This is a genomic window from Lederbergia lenta NBRC 16444, assembly GCF_001591545.1.
GTDB lineage: Bacteria > Bacillota > Bacilli > Bacillales > Bacillaceae_C > Lederbergia > Lederbergia lenta.
On the sequence record NZ_BCVC01000001.1, the window covers coordinates 378,639 to 399,421 of the forward strand.

General features: G+C 36.1%; 20 protein-coding genes. 12 read left to right on the top strand and 8 right to left on the bottom strand.

What is annotated here, in order from left to right:
- The first annotated feature begins 13 nt into the window (after window positions 1-13).
- From BLE01S_RS01620 to BLE01S_RS01625, 3 genes are read left to right on the top strand one after another with little or no spacing between them, the layout of a single operon-like run.
- A complete protein-coding gene (locus tag BLE01S_RS01620) occupies window positions 14-895 on the top strand; it encodes a carbohydrate ABC transporter permease (protein WP_066136590.1) in 882 nt (293 codons plus the stop codon).
- 56 nt (window positions 896-951) lie between these two features.
- Window positions 952-1,119 (top strand): DUF6903 family protein, encoded by a 168-nt coding sequence (locus BLE01S_RS20665; RefSeq protein WP_157419478.1) that lies wholly within the window; start codon window positions 952-954, stop codon window positions 1,117-1,119.
- A 51-nt stretch (window positions 1,120-1,170) separates the two neighbouring features.
- Complete coding sequence (locus BLE01S_RS01625) at window positions 1,171-2,916, top strand: glycoside hydrolase family 35 protein (RefSeq protein WP_066136593.1); 1,746 nt, start codon at window positions 1,171-1,173, stop codon at window positions 2,914-2,916.
- 12 nt (window positions 2,917-2,928) lie between these two features.
- Here the strand turns inward: BLE01S_RS01625 and BLE01S_RS01630 are convergent, their stop codons facing one another.
- From BLE01S_RS01630 to BLE01S_RS01645, 4 genes are read right to left on the bottom strand one after another with little or no spacing between them, the layout of a single operon-like run.
- Window positions 2,929-3,528 carry a VanZ family protein gene (locus BLE01S_RS01630; protein WP_066136602.1) on the bottom strand — a complete coding sequence of 200 codons (600 nt, stop codon included), beginning with the start codon at window positions 3,526-3,528 and terminating at the stop codon, window positions 2,929-2,931.
- Between the two features lie 15 nt (window positions 3,529-3,543).
- Window positions 3,544-4,812, bottom strand: coding sequence for an FtsW/RodA/SpoVE family cell cycle protein (locus tag BLE01S_RS01635; protein WP_066136605.1), 1,269 nt, complete (start codon window positions 4,810-4,812; stop codon window positions 3,544-3,546).
- Window positions 4,805-5,218, bottom strand: coding sequence for a PadR family transcriptional regulator (locus tag BLE01S_RS01640; protein ID WP_066136608.1), 414 nt, complete (start codon window positions 5,216-5,218; stop codon window positions 4,805-4,807). Before BLE01S_RS01640 ends, BLE01S_RS01635 begins: the two co-directional genes overlap by 8 nt.
- A gap of 6 nt (window positions 5,219-5,224) precedes the next feature.
- Window positions 5,225-5,758 (bottom strand): sigma-70 family RNA polymerase sigma factor, encoded by a 534-nt coding sequence (locus BLE01S_RS01645; protein WP_066136611.1) that lies wholly within the window; start codon window positions 5,756-5,758, stop codon window positions 5,225-5,227.
- Window positions 5,759-6,026: 268 nt separating this feature from the next.
- Between BLE01S_RS01645 and BLE01S_RS21060 the strand changes: the two genes are divergently transcribed.
- From BLE01S_RS21060 to BLE01S_RS01665, 4 genes are all read left to right on the top strand, one after another.
- Window positions 6,027-8,009, top strand: a complete 1,983-nt coding sequence (locus BLE01S_RS21060) for a methyl-accepting chemotaxis protein (protein ID WP_231955899.1) — start codon at window positions 6,027-6,029, stop codon at window positions 8,007-8,009.
- Between the two features lie 296 nt (window positions 8,010-8,305).
- Window positions 8,306-9,709, top strand: a complete 1,404-nt coding sequence (locus BLE01S_RS01655) for an FAD-binding oxidoreductase (protein WP_066140752.1) — start codon at window positions 8,306-8,308, stop codon at window positions 9,707-9,709.
- Window positions 9,706-10,260 carry an MFS transporter gene (locus BLE01S_RS01660; protein ID WP_066136612.1) on the top strand — a complete coding sequence of 185 codons (555 nt, stop codon included), beginning with the start codon at window positions 9,706-9,708 and terminating at the stop codon, window positions 10,258-10,260. Before BLE01S_RS01655 ends, BLE01S_RS01660 begins: the two co-directional genes overlap by 4 nt.
- The gene (locus tag BLE01S_RS01665; RefSeq protein WP_066136615.1) at window positions 10,247-11,707 is read left to right on the top strand and encodes an amidase family protein; all 1,461 of its coding nucleotides are present in this window, start codon (window positions 10,247-10,249) and stop codon (window positions 11,705-11,707) included. Before BLE01S_RS01660 ends, BLE01S_RS01665 begins: the two co-directional genes overlap by 14 nt.
- Window positions 11,708-11,879: 172 nt before the next feature.
- Here BLE01S_RS01665 and BLE01S_RS01670 read toward each other — a convergent pair whose 3' ends face one another.
- Window positions 11,880-12,803, bottom strand: a complete 924-nt coding sequence (locus tag BLE01S_RS01670) for an MBL fold metallo-hydrolase (protein ID WP_066136617.1) — start codon at window positions 12,801-12,803, stop codon at window positions 11,880-11,882.
- Between the two features lie 167 nt (window positions 12,804-12,970).
- Between BLE01S_RS01670 and BLE01S_RS20285 the strand changes: the two genes are divergently transcribed.
- Entirely contained in the window at window positions 12,971-13,777 is an 807-nt protein-coding gene (locus tag BLE01S_RS20285) for a peptidoglycan DD-metalloendopeptidase family protein (protein ID WP_082788546.1), read from the top strand.
- Window positions 13,778-14,128: 351 nt separating this feature from the next.
- Here BLE01S_RS20285 and BLE01S_RS01680 read toward each other — a convergent pair whose 3' ends face one another.
- Entirely contained in the window at window positions 14,129-14,920 is a 792-nt protein-coding gene (locus BLE01S_RS01680) for a hypothetical protein (RefSeq protein ID WP_066136620.1), read from the bottom strand.
- Window positions 14,921-15,106: 186 nt separating this feature from the next.
- Between BLE01S_RS01680 and BLE01S_RS01685 the strand changes: the two genes are divergently transcribed.
- Entirely contained in the window at window positions 15,107-16,252 is a 1,146-nt protein-coding gene (locus BLE01S_RS01685; RefSeq protein WP_066136622.1) for a DEAD/DEAH box helicase, read from the top strand.
- Window positions 16,253-16,366: 114 nt separating this feature from the next.
- Complete coding sequence (locus BLE01S_RS01690) at window positions 16,367-17,389, top strand: STAS domain-containing protein (protein WP_066136624.1); 1,023 nt, start codon at window positions 16,367-16,369, stop codon at window positions 17,387-17,389.
- Window positions 17,390-17,479: 90 nt separating this feature from the next.
- On the opposite strand, the gene BLE01S_RS01695 is transcribed toward BLE01S_RS01690, so the two are convergent.
- Window positions 17,480-18,319, bottom strand: coding sequence for an endonuclease I family protein (locus BLE01S_RS01695; protein WP_082788548.1), 840 nt, complete (start codon window positions 18,317-18,319; stop codon window positions 17,480-17,482).
- Between the two features lie 36 nt (window positions 18,320-18,355).
- Entirely contained in the window at window positions 18,356-18,583 is a 228-nt protein-coding gene (locus BLE01S_RS01700) for a protein YuzH (protein ID WP_326255777.1), read from the bottom strand.
- Window positions 18,584-18,801: 218 nt separating this feature from the next.
- Here BLE01S_RS01700 and BLE01S_RS01705 point away from each other — a divergent pair, with 218 nt between their 5' ends.
- Together BLE01S_RS01705 and pabA are read left to right on the top strand one after the other, a co-directional pair.
- On the top strand, window positions 18,802-20,220 hold the full coding sequence (locus tag BLE01S_RS01705) for an anthranilate synthase component I family protein (protein ID WP_066136629.1): 1,419 nt from the start codon (window positions 18,802-18,804) through the stop codon (window positions 20,218-20,220).
- Complete coding sequence (gene pabA / locus BLE01S_RS01710) at window positions 20,201-20,782, top strand: aminodeoxychorismate/anthranilate synthase component II (RefSeq protein WP_066136632.1); 582 nt, start codon at window positions 20,201-20,203, stop codon at window positions 20,780-20,782. The genes BLE01S_RS01705 and pabA overlap by 20 nt, the downstream gene beginning before the upstream one ends.
- The last annotated feature ends 1 nt before the right edge of the window (window position 20,783 follow it).

A 20,783-nucleotide genomic window follows, 5' to 3' on the forward strand; every position in this document is an offset into this window, starting at 1 on the left:
TGGCAATAATTATATGAAAACAGCAAAAAGGCTCAGTGTAGATGTACTTTATAAGATATTTATTTATGTAGCTTTAATTACCTTTGCCATTTCTATTATTGTTCCAGTGGCTTGGGTATTCCTCGCATCTATAAAGGAAAACAAAGAATTTTACGGAAATCCTTGGGCAATGCCAAATGGCTTTCGATTTGAAAACTTCATAGAAGCAATTCAAGAAGCTAATATGGGAATGTATTTGATGAATTCCGTGTTTATTACGGTCATGGCTCTGGTGATTTTACTAATTGTGGCCTTACCAGCAGCATATGTTTTGGCTAGATATGAATTTAGAGGACGTAATTTTATCCATTCATTTGTCAAAGCTGGTTTATTTATAAATGTCAGCTATATAGTTGTTCCTATCTTTCTTATGCTCCTTGATTGGGATGGGGTCTTAAGAAGTGTCGGAGTGGAGAGCTTCTTTTTAAATAACCGATTGATACTTGCTTTCATTTACGCCTCTACAGCCTTGCCTTTTACCATTTATCTTTTATCAAGTTATTTTCAGACGATTCCATCTGACTATGAGGAAGCAGCAAATATTGATGGTGCAGGCTATTTTAGAACAATGATGTCTATTATGATTCCGATGGCACGTCCAAGCATTATTATGATCATTCTATTTAACTTCTTGGCTTTCTGGAATGAATATATTATTGCCCTTACATTAATGCCGGGAGAGAATAAAACATTGACAGTTGGATTGATGAATTTAATGTCTGCTGAACGTGCAGCGGTCAATTACGGTCCAATGTATGCAGGTATGGTTATTGTAATGCTGCCAACATTAATTCTATATATATTAGTACAGAAAAGACTAACTCAAGGAATGACCGCAGGGGGAATAAAAGGATAAATATACTAGTGTTTCTACAAAAGTAAAAAAGGTCATAGTACTGGAGGGATGGCTAGGTGAAAGATTATATGTTTCGTATTTTAAAAATTCTCTTCTTTTTCTTTTGCATGTATTTGATTATTGTAGGGCAAAAGACAGTCGGAAAAATGTATTTACTTATTCAATTAATCGGTCTTGCAGGGTTATTGTTCCTCGTTTGGAATTATAATAGAAAATTCACCTGAAATGTATTGTATCACTAGCATTCTATCAGAGAAAAAAGGGAGCTGTTTTATATGACAGGATTATCAGTACGGGGAAAAGAACTATGGATGAATAATGAACCTATTCAATTGATTTCCGGAGCAATTCATTATTTTCGTATCGTTCCAGAATATTGGGAAGACCGACTATTAAAGTTGAAGGCATGCGGATTTAATTGTGTCGAAATATATATCCCGTGGAATTTGCACGAGCCTAAGGAAGGAGAGTTTAATTTTACTGGAATTGCTAATATAGAAGAATTCATACGTATAGCTGAGCGACTTGAGTTATATGTAATCGCTCGACCTAGTCCATATATATGCGCAGAATGGGAGTTTGGCGGGTTACCTTCATGGCTTTTAGCAGATCGAAATATGCGGGTTCGTTCCTATTATGAACCGTATTTAGAGAAAGTCGATAATTATTATGACGTTATGCTTGGGAAATTAAAGCCGTTACTATATACAAATGGCGGACCGATTATTGCGATGCAGATTGAGAATGAGTATGGAAGCTATGGAAACGATAAACGTTATTTAAATTACATAAAAGAATCAATGCTTAAAAGGGATATCGATGTTTTGCTATTTACTTCTGATGGACCGACAGATTTAATGCTGAAAGGTGGAGCGGTTGAAAATGTACTAGCAACCGTTAATTTTGGATCACGACCAAAGGAATCGTTTGCTAAGTTACAGGAGCATTTTCCAAATACGCCAAACATTGTAATGGAATATTGGAATGGCTGGTTTGATCATTGGGGTGAAGAACATCATCAGCGAGATCCACAAGAAGCTGCTGATACGTTTGAGGAAATGCTTAAAAATGGTGATTCAGTTAACTTTTACATGTTCCATGGAGGAACGAACTTCGGTTTTTACAATGGTGCTAATTTTAGTGATAAGTATGAGCCAACTATTACGAGTTATGACTATGACTGTCCGATAAGTGAGACAGGGGAGCTTACACCTAAATTTCATGCTGTACGTGAGGCGATTGCTAAACATAAAGACATAGGGGAACTAGAATTACCTAAGCCGATTGCTAAAATAAATTATGGAAAAGTTGTGATGGAGGAATCACTTAACTTGTTTGAAGTATTAGATCAAATCAGTGCACCTGTGCAAAATACGCATCCAGAAACAATGGAAAAACTAGGGCAAGATTATGGATTTGTTCTTTACCGTACTTTTTTAAAAGGACCATTGGGTAAGGCGGCATTGACGATCCAAGAGGTTCGAGATCGAGCACTTGTATATGTTAATAATGAATATAAAGGTATTATTGATCGTTGGGATAATAAAACGGTGATGATAGAGGTACCCAAAGAAGGAATCCAGCTTGATATTTTAGTAGAAAATATGGGGCGTATCAATTATGGCCCGTACATGTATGATCCAAAAGGTATTACAGAAGGAGTTCGTTTTGAAAGACAGTTTTTATTTGACTGGACTATTTATTCATTACCAATGGATAATTTAGACAAACTTAGCTTTCAAGAAACGAATGATCACTCATTAGATAAACCAACTTTTTACCGCGGTTTCTTTGAAGCAGAGGAAATAGGTGATACATTTATCGAGCTTCCTAGTTGGACAAAAGGTGTCGTGTTTGTAAATGGCTTTAATTTAGGAAGATATTGGGAGGTTGGCCCGCAGGAAACATTATATGTACCTGGTCCATTATTAAAACAAGGAAAGAATGAGATTGTAGTCTTTGAATTACACGGTACAAAGAAACGAGAAATTGATTTAATTGATACACATAAATTAGGTTGATGATGAGCAGCCCTATGATGTTGGGCTGCTATTCTTATGGTCATTTAATTTAAATTTAGTTTTCATGTTCATTAACACTTTTCGTATGGATATCCATAAACGATACCCGATATATCCACCAAGTGTATTCAATATCAAATCATCAACATCGAATGTTCTTATCGAGATGATTCCAAAACCACTTAAGATTAATTGAGATATTTCGATTATAAAACTAGATAGGAATACAATTAGAACAGCTTTTTTTACTGTATTAATATTAAATAAAAGAGATAAGTAAATTCCCAATGGCAAAAGCATGATCAAATTATAAAAGGTTAATTTGACGGAGTTCCAGAAAAACCAATCTAAACCATTTTGACGATAAATTGCAATCCAATCCATGACAAAATAAAATGGAATGAACTGGATTTCAATCCTAGCCATTTCCGCAAAAGGGGGTATGTGAATAACGCCTAGCGTTAGTTTGGCCACATTTAATAGATAAATAATAAAACTATAGAAAAGGGTCCTTTTTAGAATATTTCTCGTTTTATTTTTTATAAAATCAGCAATAATTAGTAGTACAATTCCTGTGATAAAAATGATTGCTATTATCGCAATTGTATCCATAACAAACTCCTTACATTAATTTTCGACGGCAGGAGAAACTAAATCCTTCCGTCGGTATACGCTGAGAACAAGTCCGATCAAAATAGAATTAATTAAAATATGCACGGTTCCATAGCTAATGAATGGTAACCAAAATCCAGCAAGTGGTAACCAGCCGAGTACCATCGCAACATTGTAAACGAGGGGCACAGTATAAAGAGTAGCAGCTCCAATAATGATCAGCTGGCCAAATGTGTCCGGGATTTTATAGGACATCCAGCCCAATCTAACAGTGACAGCAACCAGAAAAAGAACAAGACAAATAGAAAAAAGCCAGCCAAGCGAGTAGGTTAATGTTACAAATACTAAGTCTGTGTGTGGTGCTGGAAGAGAAAAGTCTTCCAGTTTTACATTTTGGCCGAACCAATTTGCTTCAGACAAGTACTTTTTAATTTGGATATTCATAAATCCTGAGCCAACGGCATATTTTTCTGGATTAAAAAACCCTAATAAGCGATGTTTCATATAGAAAGGATTATATCTCCAAATAAGAAGTGAAGCAGCTCCGATGATCAAAGCGATGAATGCTGCAAGTACTTGTTTTCTCTGTTTGCGAATGATCCAAACGTACATGGTGAAAACCATCGAAATATACAGGATAATACTAGATAAATTGCTCACAGGAATATATAGCAGTAATGTAAATGAAAATAATCCGATCATCAGCAGATAACGATGACCATAACGATAAAACATCCCCGTCCAGCCAATAAAAAGAAAAGGAAGAACGACTAAGGAATTTGAATTGAAAAATCCGATTCGGATATAGGGATATCCATTGATAGAGGTGCCAAAATAGAAAAATACAATTAGAATAACACCTATTATACCAATGAAAATCCATATTTTATCTTTCAGTTTTCGATAATCAAATAACATGATGCTAAAGGCACAAACAATACCTAAGAAAATACTGACGGTTTGTTTATAAATAGAAGGCTGATATTCAAAATTAGTGATTAAGAGTGGGAGCAACCCAACCAATTGCAAAAAGATAAAGAGACTTAATAAACTCCAGTCCACTTTTGGTCGATGCAAACGGCCCATCTTTAACCCAAGTTTCATAGGATCGCCCATATTCAGAACAGCTTGGATTTCTGCTTCCTCTTTACACATCCCCGATTTTGTTAATTGCTGAACCGTTTCTTCAATATGTTTGCCAAGTTCAAGTGCTACAAATTCTTTAGCTTCCCTTGATTTAATCTGACTTTTTACGAGATGTAGAAATGATTTCTTCTTACTCATAGGATAAATTCCCTTGCAACAAATCCTTTAGTGGCTTCGATAGTAATCCTTGCTTAGCTTCCATTTTTCGCAAATGTCTATGTCCTTTGTGATTTAGAAAATATTGTTTTACATTCTCTTGGTTCCACTCAGATGAAATAAATTCCTTTTGCTCAAGATCATGTAATAATATGTACAGTGATCCTTCATTCTCTTCAAACTTTTTCATACCACGAGCAAATAGGTGCTGTAGTAGTTCATATCCGTTCTTCCTCTTGGAAAGAAGTTGTAAGATGGCAAGCAACACTTCATCCTCATTTTCTTCATCTCTTAGAATGGATTTATAAATATTTTTTCGATGTTGCTCTGTAAATTCTAGTTGATTGGACACCTGGCTTTTTTTGAGTTTTTTTAATCTGTCTTCCACGAATAATCACCCTTCCAAACTTTCTTTTAAAAGTGTTTTTGCTCGCCGCATGCGAGTTTTAATCGTGTTTTGTTTTACTCCCGTGAGCAATTCGATTTCTTTGATCGACATCTCTTCGAAATAATGTAAATAAATAGGTTCACGGAATTTCAGTGGCAACTGCAAAATTGCTTTTATCAATTTGCTATCCTCATTTAATTGAATCACCGCTTGTTCCACATGATCATGATCAGATGCTGGCTCAACCTCACTTTCATATGTAAGCAGAACCTTGCGGTGGTGCCAACTCCTTAAATAATCTTTACAATGGTTAATAGCAATCCGCCATAACCAAGTTTTGAAATTGGAATGGTGCTGAAATGTATGTAAGCTTTTATAGCATTTTATAAATATCTCCTGCGTTAAATCTTCAGCGATTGCGTTGTTTTTTACATAGGAATAAGCGAGCTGTAAAATCGCTTGTCCGTAATCTGTCATAATCTGATCGAAAGCTATCTCATCTTCTGTCACTTGAAGCGCTTCAGCAACAATTTCTTTCACAAATTCATACCTCCTTACCATGCATATCTATTAGACGATGCCATGTGAGTGCTGGTTTTCATTATATAAAAAAGTTTGGTTTTCCGCTATTTTACATGGAGGATTAGCTAGTTATGTATGTTTGTAAAAATGGGTGTCGTATTGTAAGGAATTTTAGCATAGTCTCCCTTCAATATTGGACATGCTTTACATTTAAATGTGCTAAAATAAATTGATTCGCAGATAGTTATACCACTCACTTAAATATTAATATATGAGGAGATTTGCAATGAAAAAGATATTTCAACTAGATAGCTTGAACAAAAAATTACTTGCTATTTTTCTGACCTTAACGATTATTCCATTAATTATTACAGTAATTGTTATTTATTATGCGACTGAACAAGGATTTACAAAGCTTATTACGAATCAGCAGAAGGAAATGGAGCATACGATTGAAGCACAATTCAATAAGGTCGCAGAAGATCTCCTTAACATAACAACTATTTACGCAAGTAATACAGAACTTGTCTCCGCATTTCAATCAGAAGAGCGAGATGAACTACTACAAAAAGTGAATCCAATTTATTCACGTCTCCAATCAGAACATGGCCTTAATGTATTGGAATTCGGAGACGCATCTGGGATTGTTTTTCTACGAGGTCACAACCCGAGAGAGCACGGAGATGATAAAAGTAAGTTGCCAGCAATTCAAAACTCTTTAAATGGAAAAGCTATTTCTGGTTTTGAATTTGGTAAAAGTGGTCTTTCTGTCCGTGCTTTTGCTCCAATTATCTCCAACAACGAGATCATTGGAACAATACAAACAGGTGTAGATGGTGCATTTTTGGAGGATCTAAATAATATGTTACAAGGTGTAGCGATAGATTTATATAATCAAGACGGAATGATTGTTGTGTCATCGGAAGAAGCACATGTGGGTGAGGTGATAGATCATGCTTCAGTCTTAACTTCTGTAAAGAAAGGAGAAACCGTATCATATAGTGACAACGAAATACTGACAACCTACTTACCTATGTATGATCCAACACACAATGAAATCATAGGAGCAATTGGAATCAATCAAGATATAACTGTTATTCAAGACACGAAACAACAAATTACGATGATTGCATTAATTATAACTGCTGTAACATTGATCATTGTGCTGTTTGTTGTTATTAAGTTTAGTAAAACTATTTCGAATCCCATTAAAAATATTGCCTTATTAATGGGGGAACTTTCTAAAGGTAATTTAAAAGTTTCAATAAAAGATTGCAAACGCAATGATGAAATTGGTCAATTAACAGCAGCGATGCAAATGATGAAAAATAATCTTCATAATACAATTGAACAGGTTGCAGCAGCTTCTAATAAAGTAACATTACAAAGTGAAGAATTAACGCAATCAGCAACGGAAGTGAAATCAGGGTCAGAACAAATAGCTATGACTATGCAAGAAATTGCATCAGGGACAGAAAAACAAGCGGATAGTGCGAGTGAATTAGCTTCCACTATGGGAATTCTTGCGGCAAAAATTCAAGAAGCAAACGAAAAAGGCGAACAAGCTCAAGAATCATCAGGAAAAGTTCTAGAGATGACAAATGAAGGAAAGAATTTAATGAAAGCATCCAATCAGCAAATGATGAAGATTGATGATATTGTCCAAGTAGCAGTCAGAAAGATGGATAACTTAAACAATCAGGCTCAAGAAATATCTGAGTTAGTTTTTGTTATTCACCGAGTTGCTAATCAAACGAACCTTCTAGCATTGAATGCGTCAATTGAGGCTGCTAGGGCTGGCGAGCATGGTAAAGGATTTGCGATTGTGGCAGAGGAAGTTAGAAAACTCGCTGAGCAAGTATCGATATCTGTTACAGATATCACTGAAATAGTAAGTAAAGTTCAAAATGAATCTAGAAATGTCGTAGAATCATTAAAGACTGGATACACAGAAGTAGCACAAGGAACAATTAAAATAAAAACAACTAATGAAACCTTTAATGAAATAAGTTCGTCTGTAACAAGCATGGTATATAATATTAAAAATATATCTGAAAACTTAACTGATATTACAGCAAGTAGCCAAATAATGAATGGTTCGATTGAAGAAATTGCAGCAATCTCCGAAGAAGCAGCTGCGGGAGTAGAGGAAACCTCTGCTACAACACAACAATCAAGTAGTTCTATGGAAGAAGTTGCGGGAAGCTCTGAGCAACTTGCTGAATTGGCAGATCAGTTAAATGAATTGATTCGTCAATTTAAAATTTAAAAGAAACTAAATGGTTAATCAAACTGATCGTTCATCCATGTGCGGTCAGTTTAATTGTACACAGAGAGAAATTTGTGTATTAATAAATTCTATTTTGATAGTAGTAAATTTTTAAAAATGGAATATAAGCTAAATAAACATATCTTGTAGGCGATGCGATGTGAGTGTTGTTTTTCTTTATATAACAAAGTTTGATTACGCTTGCAAACTAGATTCTGCTACAATGTAAGAAAATCCATCTTTCTATGGGGGATAAATTGAGAAAATCAAAAATCATTGTAAGTGTTTGTGTTATTTTGTTTATTATCTGTTATGCTATTTTCTTTCTCTTTTCTATACAGAAAAAAGATCAAGATGAGCTCTTAATGAATGATGTTGGGCGGTTGGTTCCTATTAAAGTGCGTGAGGTCATTCAGGGGCAAGAAACAGAGCAAATTCAGCAAATACTTCAAGAAGCGAAAGAGAAAGACTTGAAAATTTCGATAGCTGGGAAACAACATAGTCAAGGTGGGCATACGTATTTTAAAGATGCAATTGTGTTAGACATGACAACGTATAATCGCATCATTAGGGTGCTGCCAGAAGAGAAGTTGATCACTGTTCAAAGCGGTGCTACATGGGAGGATGTCCAAGAAACAATCAATCCTTACAATCTATCGATTAAAACGATGCAAGCTCCAAATATATTTACGATTGGTGGATCAATGAGTGTGAATGTACATGGAAGAGATATTCGCTTTGGACCGCTTATTGATAGTATTCGTTCCTTCCGGCTGATGAATGCAGATGGTAAGATTTTGGACGTGAGCAGAACAGAGAATGAGGAACTGTTTAGGCTCGTGAATGGTGGGTATGGGTTATTTGGAGTTATTCTCGATGTCGACATTGAGTTGACAGATGATGTTGTTTATCAAGCAAATAATCAATGGATAGATTATCAAGACTATCCAGCCTATTTTAAAAATGAGGTATTAGCGAACCCGAATATAGAGATGCATAATTCGCGAATATCAGTTGCACCGAATCATTTTTTAACAGAAATGTATGTAACAAATTATTCTCGTGTGGATGAAAATCTGAAGGAATATAATGAGTTGCTTGATGAAAAATATGTGCGTAGGAATAAATTTGCATTTGGTCTATCAAGACATTTTGATTGGGGGAAAAACTTCGTATGGTATGTGCAAAAGCAAGCCTTTAAAGATGGAAAAGAAGTATGGCTATCGAGGAATAATGTAATGCGGCCTGAAATTCAGTTTTTAGATTATGAAGGGAAAAGTGATACAGATATTCTTCAAGAATACTTTGTACCAGTTGATGATTTTCCGCTATTTATTGATAGATTAAGAGAAATTTTAGAAGGTAGTGAAATGAATGTATTAAATATTACTGTACGATATGTACCTAAAAACGAAGAAGCAATCCTTTCGTATGCGAAGGAAGATATGTTTGCCTTAGTATTCTTAATTAATCAAGGGATTGCAGAAAAAGAGATTGATAAAACAGGGAAGATTGTGAGGGAAATCATAGATCTTGCGCTTGAATTGGATGGCAGCTATTACTTACCTTATTATTTATATCCAACGAAAGAACAAATGAGAAAAGCTTATCCATTGACAGATGAATTTTTCAAGAGGAAAAAGCAATATGATCCTAAGGAGCGATTTGTAAGTGAGTTTTATGAGGAGTATAGACAATGAGATGGATAGTTATTTCACAAAGCATTGCGATTCTAGGAAGCAGTCTTGTCTTCCCATTCTATTTAATATTCATTAAGGAGGTGGGAGGGGGATTCCTCCAGTATGGAATTTCATATGGTTTATTTATGATGAGCTCAGCACTCGTCCATCTTTTCATTGGTAAGCTTTCTGATAGAGTAGGAAGAACATTATTTTTGTTAGTTAATAGTTGGGGGATGTCCATATTATTGTTGTTTTTCCCAATTATCACGATGGTGTGGCAAGTATATACACTGCAAATATTGCTTGGAATGGTTGGTGCAATGCAGAAAACAAGCGAAAAAGCATTACTCGCTGATTTTACGGAAGGTGTGAACCGCGGCTCTGTTATTGGTCGCTATCATTTTTGGACATCGGTTTTTTCTGGTGCAGCAGTCATGCTTGGCGGATTGATGATTGATTTGTTTACGCTAGATATTATTTTTTATATTAGCTCGTTTGTTTTATTTGTGAGTGGCTTTTTTATTTTGAAAATAAAAGAGAAGGGGGACTTGATAAATGGAAAATCCTAAGTTAAGAAAATGGCATGATGAGTGGTTGTTGGAAGCAACGATAGATGAGATCCAGGAAAAGCTTGCGTCTGGTGTGATTACATCAGTCGAGCTTGTCCAAATGTATTTGTATCGAATAGCAAAATACGATATAGATATTAATTCTGTAATTGAAATCAATTCGGATGCCTTACATATTGCGGCGGAACTTGACAAAGAGAGAAAGTTAGAGGGTATAAGAGGCGTAATGCACGGTATTCCGATTTTATTAAAAGATAATATTGATACAGGAGATAAAATGCACACGTCAGCAGGTTCACTTGCCCTGGCTAATCATTATGCAGTTGAAGATTCATTTGTTGCAGCCCAATTACGTAAAGCAGGTGCCATTTTACTTGGAAAAACAAATATGACAGAATGGGCGAATTTTATGACGTTTGGCATGCCAAGTGGCTATAGTTCAAGAGGCGGGCAGACACTGAACCCATATGGAGCCGGTAAACTGGATGTTGGTGGTTCAAGCTCTGGGGCAGGAGTGGCAGTAGCTGCTAACTTTGCGATGGGTGCCATTGGAACAGAGACATCTGGATCGATATTAAATCCATCTTTGAAAAATGCATTGGTTGGTGTGAAACCAACGGTGGGTTTAGTGAGTAGGAGCGGCGTAATTCCCATCGCGCATAGTCAAGATACACCAGGGCCAATGGCTAGAACTGTAAAGGATGCAGCATATTTATTAGAGACGATTGCAGGTATTGATTCTAGGGACGTTGCTTCAGCATTTAATAGTAAGCAGACCAAGTATGCAGAACAATTAAATGAAACAAGCTTGAAAGGAATAAGAATTGGTATTGCTCGAAAGCCATTTACGGAAAGAATGAGCAAACATAAGCTCTCCCTTTTTGATGAAGCAATTGATGTTTTACAAAATGTTGGAGCAGAATTGATAGATGATGTTAGCATACCATCAGCAAAAAATAGATGGGGATTGGAAATATTAACATATGAGTTTAAGGTGGATTTAAATGCTTATTTGCAGGCGACCCCACCTTCAAATAAATTACGCTCGTTAAGTGATGTAATTGCATTCAATTATGAGCATAGAGATACCATGTTAAAATACGGACAAAAGCTACTCCTTGCTGCCGAAAAAACAAGCGGGACATTGAGAGAAGCTGAATATATTTATGCGTTAGAAAAGGAATTATATCTATCTAGAGAAAAGGGCATTGATTATGCATTAGAAAAGTATGAGCTAGATGCCGTTTTATTTCCTGGAGACCGCGGCTCAACTATTGGTGCAAAAGCGGGTTATCCTTCCGTTATTTTGCCCGCGGGATTTGTTCCGAATGGAGAACCCTTTGGAATTATGTTTACCGGGACGGCATTTAGCGAACAGACTTTATTGAAAATAGCCTATGCATTTGAACAAGCAACAAAGCACAGGCAAATTCCAAAAATAGATTGAATGATAAAGGCTGCCCTAATAATGGAGCAGCCTTTGAAAATCGTATATCGTTTCAGAAAACTCTCAAGGGCTAATAGAATGACGTGCTAGCAAATAGACTTCTCGCAACGGCTAATAGAACGACACGATAGCGAATAGCTTGATCGCTAGATTAATAGGTACCAAATATTGGTTAGTCCGTCCTCAATGTTTCGCCAATTTTCAAGACTTCCAATCGCTCATCGGTCAGTTTTTGTTTTTTCCACTCAGCTAATAATCGATCAAGAGCTTCTTTCGGTGTATCATCAGCTAAGCGATATGCACCGTAATGCATTGGAATCATTGTTTGCGCTTGTGTATCGACAAAAGCCTTGATAGCTTCTTCTGGGCTAACATGCTGTGCGGCCATGAACCATTCCGGTTCATACGCTCCAATTGGCATTAAACAATAATTAATATCATATTTTTTGCCGATTTCTTGAAATCCTTTGAAATAACCACTATCCCCAGCAAAATAAATTGTTTGTTTGCTACAATCTTGAATCACCCATCCTCCCCAATGAGAACGATTCGTATCTGTTAGCGTTCGCTTCGTCCAGTGTTGAGCTGGCGTAAAAGTAAATTGCAATCCAGCAACTTCATGTTCTTCCCACCAACTAAACTCTACTGTTTTTCTAAAGCCTTTTCGCTTAAACCAGTTTCCTAGACCTATAGGAACGAAAAAAGTCGGTTCACCATTTAAACTTTTAAGAGAAGAATAATGAAGATGGTCATAATGACTGTGAGAAATTACTACAAAATCAATTGGTGGTAAATCACGTATTTTCAGTCCAGGAGGCGAAAGACGCTTATCCAATCCTAAGCGATTTGCCCAAATGGGATCTGTTAAAATATTTTTCCCATTAAGTTGAATGAGAAAGGTAGAGTGGCCAATCCAAGTGATTGTTGAAATAGTACGATTGGATTGTAGAAACTCCACCTCTATTTCATCGGCTGTCGGTACTTGGAAAGATAAATCCTTTTGTTTAGCTTTTCTTTCCCTTCGCCACTGAAGTAAATCCTTAAATGTGCTAAGAGATGCATTTTTATCTATATTTTCATAGCGCTTCTTCTTCATTTGCTAACCTCACATTGTTATTTTATATAGTTTAAGTTAAAAGTGGAAAACTTGCCAGGCAGGGTATCTTTGTTTATAGAAATTATATATCACTTTATTAAAGAGGTAGCTAATAAGTCGTTCTTCTTCTTGCATCAAAAGATTGTATTTGGAAAGGATGAAATAAAGTGTTTATTAACCCTACAAAAGTAGATAGAGTTACAAGTGAATTTCGTTCATCAAAAAGGGCGGATCATCATGGAATAGATTTTGCTAATCCAGGCATACACGAGATTTATGCAGCTGCAGCTGGGACGGTATCGCGATCATATCGCTCAGATAGTTATGGTGAGTGTATTATGATTGTACATAACATAAACGGTCAAATTTGGGAAACTGTTTATGCTCATATGCGCATTGGGAGTCGTAAAGTAGCTGCTGGCTCTAAAGTGAAGCAGGGTCAAGTAATAGGAATAATGGGAAATACAGGTCATTCCACTGGTCAGCATTTACATTTCGAATTGCATAAAGGAAGATGGGATATAGACAAAATAAATGCTGTTGATCCGTTTAAATATCTTGGTCTAAATAGGGAGATGCCTTCAGTTAATACTGACGGAAGTGTAGTTGACTATCTAAATAGCAAGAAACTAGATTCTAGTTATAGCCATCGTGCTCAGTTAGCTAGTCAATATGGGATTAAAAATTATCAAGGCACAGCAAAACAAAATATCGAGTTGTTAAACAGGTTGAAAGGCGATTTATCTACAAGAAATCTGTTGAATAAAGGTAAACGAGTTGAAGCAATTGTGGCTCAAGTCAACTACTATGATTCGCCGCGATGGACAAACCCTTCTGGCCAATTTAAAAAAGGCGAAGGTTGGATAGTCTTAGAAGAGATAGTAACGGCTGGATCACCTCAGCTTAAAGTTAAAAACAGCAACGGTAAATTATTTTATATTACCGCACGTAAGGATTTAGTAAAAATAAAGTAAGGATTATTTAATAAATAGGAGAATAAAAAAGCCCAGTAGGGATAAGGCTCAGATAGTAGACAAACTCAAAAAAATGACCATCTACAGACTTTTAAATTTTTTTACAATGGATAGAGTGATAGAGTAGGTTTTCCGAAACTTATCGCTCGATTAACCCGCAAGAGTCTAGCGAACGTTTCTCCAAGCCTTATTTAATCACTTCTTCGTTTTTGAAGTAAGACAGTAACAATAAACCAAAATTATGAACGCTATCAATTAGAGATCGTTAAATTCATCAGTAATTGTGATTTATTAGGTAGGAAAATTTAAAAAGGTAGTTGGAATGAGTACATTCCAACTACCTTCCATGTTTTACTTCAGGCTATCTTCAATCTGACTTTTTAGTCTGTATATTTCTTTATCGTCACCACGATTTTGTAAATCAGCAGCATATGCAGTTAATAACATTTGTAAATCTACAAAAGCAGGAGCAATTTGCATCTGCTCGCCTTGGTTCAACGCTGATTGATTTATTTGACTTCGCGATTTATTTGTTTCTTCTCTAAAATCTCGTGCGAAGGCACCCCAAGTAGCTGGATCAAAAGAATTTTTCTGTGAATCGTATTCATCATTTATTCTGTTGTAATATGATAGGATTTGTTCTTTAAATTCCTTAATCAATACTTCATGATTTATCTTCTCTGCTCCGACGATTTCTATTTTTTTTGAAAACTCAATTGTTTTCCCAGAATCTCCGTCTATAACTAATTCACCTTTTAGATTTTCAGAATCATTCCCAATAATAGCTTGGACACTTTTGGGCTGTACGGAAGCAATCTCCATTGTTACACCTACCCGATAAATACCCGATTGTAGTGAATTTCCTTTATTGGAAAATTGCTCAGATTCAAACTTGCTGTCACCTACAATTACTTTTGACTGAGCTTTAAAGTTATCATCATTTGAAAGGGTTATTACTAATTTTGTGTTCTCTGGAAGGTTTGTCATTCCTTTAAATGTAATTTTCCCTTCCTTTATAATTTCTTTTACATCCATTGTTACATTTAATTCTTTTGTTTCTTCATCCATTTTCTTTGATGAATCTGAACAAGCACCAAGCAGTAAAACTAAAATTGCTGCGAAAACTAAAAGCAATTTCTTCAATGACCCTTCCCCCTCTTTAATAGGAAAAAACACCCCAAGGAACTATTATACGATAAATGCAAATAAAAGTAATTTATGACGAATGAAATCGAAATTCGCAATGAAACAGGATATAATTTTTATAAAAGTAAAGGATTGTAGTATGATGGTAGAAGAATCTCGCAGTATGAGAAATGAGGAGAAAAAATGACAAAAGAAGTGAATTTTTTATCAAATATAAAGCCCTTTTTGCAAAAAACATGGACGAATTCTAATTTTACAGAACCGACTCCGATTCAAATAAAAGCTATTCCTTTTATATTAGAAGGGAAAGACCTGATCGCTGAATCACCGACTGGAACTGGTAAAACAGTTGCTTATCTTCTACCAATTCTCGAACAAATTCAAGTGGAAAACAAAAACCTACAAGCGGTTATTTTAGCACCATCTCGTGAACTTGTAATGCAGATTTATCAAGAATTACAAAAGTGGACAGAAGGTACGGCAATTTCAGGTGTTTCATTGGTTGGGGGCGCAAATATAAAACGCCAATTAGATAAATTAAAGAAAAAACCACAAATTGTTGTTGGGACACCTGGACGAATATTGGAACTTATCAAGTTGAAAAAACTAAAAATGCATGATGTAAAAACGATTGTTCTTGATGAAGGTGATCAGCTACTTATAAGTGAGCATATAAGTACAGTTCGAACAATAGTAAAATCAGCGCAGAATGACCGTCAACTTCTGCTATTTTCTGCCACCTCTTTAAAAGACATTGATCTGTTTAAAGCGATGATAGATAGAGAACCAGAAATTATTAAAGTAGAGAGAAATGAGACTGCTTCAGCGGATGTAAATCATTTATATTTATTATGTGAACCCCGAGATAAAGCCGAATTATTAAGAAGAATTGCGGCAATGGAAGGGATGAAAGGTCTTGTGTTTGTACGCGATGTAGGCAATATGACTGTATTAGCAGAGAAGTTGAAATATGAAAAAGTTTCACTGGATGTATTACATAGTGAGCTTGGAAAAAATGATCGTGAAAAGGCGCTTCAATCTTTGCGAAATGGTGATGTGAAAATATTATTAGCAACTGATGTTGCGGCTAGAGGATTGGACATTGAAGGATTGACGCATGTCATTCATTCCGATTTTCCGTCTGACATAGAGCAATATATACATCGTTCTGGAAGAACTGGAAGAATGGGGGCAACAGGAACCGTTGTATCTCTTGTGACGCCTCGAGAAGAACGTGAACTTAAGAAATATGGTAGACAACTTAACTTGAATATAAAGCTTCGTAGACTTTCTCATGGTCAATTTGTAGAAGCAAGCCGTAAGAAATAAGATCGCATTTCAAGATAATAACAGTATTACTGGGTTTTCCAAGTGGATTAGTCAACAAACTTAAGATCAATGGTGTAAAATATATATAAGGAAATCATTGGGAGGTTAGTTTGTATGAAACCAAATGAGCATGTAAAGACAGTGGATGGTGTTCGATTTTCTTGGGATATGGATCGAGGCTTACTGCAATATGAAGGTGCGGATGTTGTGTTATTCTGGATTGATACTGCATTCAAGACGTTCATAGATACAATTGAGGAAATTACAGGTACAGAAAGTGCACGCATTGTGATGGAAGCAACTGGATATCGCACCGGTAAAATCGTCAGCGACTTTTTTGCTAGAAATACTAAAAATGAAGAAGAGTTGTTAACTCTTCTCCCGAACATATACAAAAGTGCTGGATGGGGCTCCTTTACAATAATTGAATTCTCTAATGAAAGAAAAGAAGCCGTTATACAATTAAGAGAAGATTGGGAACTCAAAATCAATCAACTTCAAAATAAAAAGGAACCAGGTAGTTTTCTTGCTGGGCATTGGGCAGGAATTCTATCTGGATTGTTTCAAGAAAAAGTATGGTATCGCATTGTAAAACATCCTTTTTCAGGTGATGATGTGACAGAAATTGAGTTTTTCCCATCTAATATTTCTCCCGCTGAAAATATTCGAGAACTGTTAAGTAGCAAGGAACAATATGAAATTACAACACTTGAAGCAATGGTGGAGGATCGGACTCGTGATCTGAAAAAACTTGTAAGTGATTTATCGTCACCTATCATCCCCGTATTGGAGAATATTGTGGTAGTGCCAATGATGGGGCGCTTTGATGAAAGCAGATCAACAGAATTAATTGAGAAAACATTACAAGGTGCAATCGATTACCAGGCAAATATTATTATCTTCGATGTTACGGGAATGAATGAACTAGATAATTATGCCATTTCATTATTGGGAAATATAATACAGGCCGTTTCACTAGTAGGGGCGACCCCAATCATTGTGGGGATCTCTCCAGACTTAAGCATGCAGCTCATTTCAAGTGGGGTTTATTTGCGAGAATTAAAATGCTTTGCAACACTTAAACATGCAGTTCACTATGGATTGGCGTTAGAAGGCATGCAAATTACATTCAAATAATACATATAAACACATTCGCCATAAACCTGCTCGAGGTTTGTGGCGAATGTGTTGTTTTTTGCTTAAAGCCATACCATATGATTGCTGATGTCACAGCGGAAAATAAAGCTTGTCTGCAAGATCTGGAAAATCAATAAATGGGTTGCGATTTCCTTGAATATGAAAAATAGCTTGGTTACGGTGCTTTTCATACATGGATGGAGGAAATTGACGATTCCAATTTCTCAATAGTTTGAAGTTTACTTTCCTTTTAAATGGCTTTCTAATTTCATAAGGATACCTAAGAATAAAGTAAAACACCGCACGAGCTATTGTTCCTTTTCCAAATTCCGGTTCGAATAATTCGGCAAAGGCTACTCCACATTGGTTTTGGATTTTTTCACTTGAAGATTCAGGGGTATAGTTAACAAAATCATGATAGGCAAAGTTGGAGCGAGCTGCATTGCACGCGGGCTCACAAGCGAAAAGATGATGCAAATCACCTTTCATTGGTTCTCGCCCGCCAAACCATGATTGTGGTACAGCATGTTCTGCATTAAATTTTAAATCTTCAGGAACAACCTCAGCAGATTGCAAATCTTGCCTCATTCGTACTTCTAAATCCTTATTCACCAAATCAGATGGACTGTTTTCCACACCCGAATAAATATTTTTAACCATACCATTTGATTGCAAGTCAACCCATGTATATAAATATTCGTCTTTACTAATGTAATAAGGAATTTTATGTTCATGAGATTCTTTTACCAATGAGTGTAATGGATGAAACATCTTTGAACTAGTTGGCAGCTGAAAATCGAATTGACGATAATAATGTTGAACATCCTCTTTGTCAGCAGGGAGATCAAAATAAGTGAGTTCACTATTTAATAATTTGATACGAAATTTCTCCAATGATGCTAGCATTGCTTTATTTCGTTCAGTGTTCATATTTTCAGCCCCATTTCATATTAAATGTAAAAGATTCTAGGAGCCGATTCTTTTTAAATAAAATTCAATCGTCCCAAGCTCTTCATTCAACAATATTTCCATTTCTTTAAGATGGTGCCTTTTAACAATATTATCTTCTTTTGACCAGGAAATAGTATATATAAAATAATAATCTTTAATTTTTCTAAAGATCACATTCGAATGAGGGAATTGATCGAAGCGAGCTATTATATTATAACGCTTCGTATATGACCATTTAAGCATTTTCAATTACATCTATCCTTTCTTATACTTTAGTATAAACTTAAAATAAATAGAGTGAAATAAAAATACATCCAAGCTTTATATAAAAGTAAGAATTCGAATAAAAATATGATATGATTTGATCGAAGATAACGAAACATAGGGCAACATTTGCTAAAGAATAATCAGAAAATGTAATTGAACTTAAATAATTTTTAGATCTAGGAAGTGATATATATATGACTAGTGCTCCGATTTTATATGAAAAACTCTCATTTACGAAAGAAAAGTTTTTTCAAGGATATTTGCAGGGGACGAAAGAAAAAGACCGCCACGTGTTACTTGAAAGTGGGCGTACAGGGAAGTATAGCATTGCTGGGATGGTGCCATTTGCTGTATTCCAGGCTAGTGGAGACGAGGTGATGTTGGAACAGGAGGGGAAACGTACAGTATGGTCTGGGAAGCCATTAGTAGAATTAGAAAAATGGATGGAGAAATTTTCCTTTTCCCCCATACTAAATCTTCCGGATTTTCAAGGTGGAGCTGTTGGATATATAAGCTACGATTATGCTTGGTCTATCGAAAAACTACCAAATATTGCAGATAATGATTTACAATTACCGGAAATATATTTTCAGGTTTTTGATGAATGGGCAGTTTTTGACCATGAAGAAAAGTGCTTATGGATAATGGTCTTAAATCGCAATGCTGCTAAGGAAAGATTAGCTCTTGCTAAAAAGAAATGGCTTGCTGTCTCTATAGAAAATAGTGAAAAATCACCCGTTTTAAAAGAGTCAAATAGGGTTAGTGAAATTTCTTTTACGGAAGAGGAGTTTGTTACTGCAGTAGAGAAAATACAAGCATATATTGCAGAAGGCGACGTTTTTCAAGTGAATTTGACGGTCAGACAATCAAAGGAATTATCCATCCCATCCATTGATGTCTATAAAGAACTGCGCAGGCTCAATCCTTCCCCATATATGGGTTATTTGCACACGCCGGAATTTCAAATTATCTCTGGCTCTCCTGAGTTATTGATTAAAAAAGCAGGAGATATTGTAAGCACAAGGCCAATTGCAGGTACAAGACCACGTGGTATAAATGATGAGGAAGATCAGCGGCTTGCGAATGAGTTAATCGGCAATGAAAAAGAGCAGGCGGAACATATTATGCTTGTTGATTTGGAACGTAATGATCTTGGTAAGGTATGTGCATACGGTTCTGTTAAGGTCGATGAATTAATGACGGTTGAGAAATATTCTCATGTGATGCACATCGTATCTCATGTGAGTGGCCGCCTTGCAGAAGAAAAAAGTGCGTATGATTTAATTGAAGCTGTGTTTCCGGGAGGTACTATAACAGGGGCACCGAAAGTGCGTACACTAGAGATTATTGAAGAACTTGAGCCTGTTAAGCGTGGAGTTTACACAGGATCATTAGGGTGGATTGGTTTCAATGAAGATCTTCATCTCAACATAGTTATTCGGACGATGCTTGTAAAAGAGGGGATATGTCATGTGCAAGCCGGAGCCGGAATTGTAATAGATTCCGATCCGAAAGCCGAGTATGAAGAATCTCTAAGAAAAGCTCATGCCCTTTGGAAAGCAAAGGAAGTAGCTGAAAGTAAGGTGGAAAAACATGATTTTAATGATCGATAATTATGATTCTTTTACATACAATCTTGTGCAATATTTTGGAGAGCTTGGGGAAGAGATATCGGTGAAGAGAAATGATGAAATAACGCTCGAAGAAATCGAGCAGCTTGCTCCTGAATATTTAGTGATCTCTCCTGGGCCATGTACACCAGATGAAGCAGGGATTTCCTTAGAGGCGATTCGCTATTTTTCCGGGAAAATCCCAATTTTAGGAGTATGTCTTGGTCATCAGGCGATTGCTCAAGTGTTCGGCGGTGAAGTGGTAAAAGCTGGACGCTTGCTACATGGGAAAACATCGAAGATTTTTCATGATGGAAAAACAATTTTTTCTAAGGTAGATGAGCCTTTCAGAGCGACGCGTTATCATTCATTAATCGTAAAAAAAGAGCAGCTGCCACATTGTTTGGAAGTGTCAGCTTGGACGAATTCAAATGAAATTATGGGAATCAGACATAAAGAGCTAGCGGTCGAAGGTGTGCAATTCCACCCTGAATCAATTATGACGAAGGCCGGCAAGCAATTACTTCAAAATTTCCTTCAGCTTTATCGATTGGAAGTAAGGTAAA

Coding starts and splice junctions, on each gene's coding strand:
- BLE01S_RS01620 (WP_066136590.1), top strand. CDS start 14: ATGAAAACAGCAAAAAGGCTCAGTGTAGATGTACTTTATAAGATATTT.
- BLE01S_RS01705 (WP_066136629.1), top strand. CDS start 18,802: ATGACTAGTGCTCCGATTTTATATGAAAAACTCTCATTTACGAAAGAA.
- BLE01S_RS01625 (WP_066136593.1), top strand. CDS start 1,171: ATGACAGGATTATCAGTACGGGGAAAAGAACTATGGATGAATAATGAA.
- BLE01S_RS01635 (WP_066136605.1), bottom strand. CDS start 4,812: ATGAGTAAGAAGAAATCATTTCTACATCTCGTAAAAAGTCAGATTAAA.
- BLE01S_RS21060 (WP_231955899.1), top strand. CDS start 6,027: ATGAAAAAGATATTTCAACTAGATAGCTTGAACAAAAAATTACTTGCT.
- BLE01S_RS01665 (WP_066136615.1), top strand. CDS start 10,247: ATGGAAAATCCTAAGTTAAGAAAATGGCATGATGAGTGGTTGTTGGAA.
- BLE01S_RS01670 (WP_066136617.1), bottom strand. CDS start 12,803: ATGAAGAAGAAGCGCTATGAAAATATAGATAAAAATGCATCTCTTAGC.
- BLE01S_RS01700 (WP_326255777.1), bottom strand. CDS start 18,583: ATGCTTAAATGGTCATATACGAAGCGTTATAATATAATAGCTCGCTTC.
- pabA (WP_066136632.1), top strand. CDS start 20,201: ATGATTTTAATGATCGATAATTATGATTCTTTTACATACAATCTTGTG.
- BLE01S_RS01685 (WP_066136622.1), top strand. CDS start 15,107: ATGACAAAAGAAGTGAATTTTTTATCAAATATAAAGCCCTTTTTGCAA.
- BLE01S_RS01660 (WP_066136612.1), top strand. CDS start 9,706: ATGAGATGGATAGTTATTTCACAAAGCATTGCGATTCTAGGAAGCAGT.
- BLE01S_RS01695 (WP_082788548.1), bottom strand. CDS start 18,319: ATGAACACTGAACGAAATAAAGCAATGCTAGCATCATTGGAGAAATTT.
- BLE01S_RS01630 (WP_066136602.1), bottom strand. CDS start 3,528: ATGGATACAATTGCGATAATAGCAATCATTTTTATCACAGGAATTGTA.
- BLE01S_RS01690 (WP_066136624.1), top strand. CDS start 16,367: ATGAAACCAAATGAGCATGTAAAGACAGTGGATGGTGTTCGATTTTCT.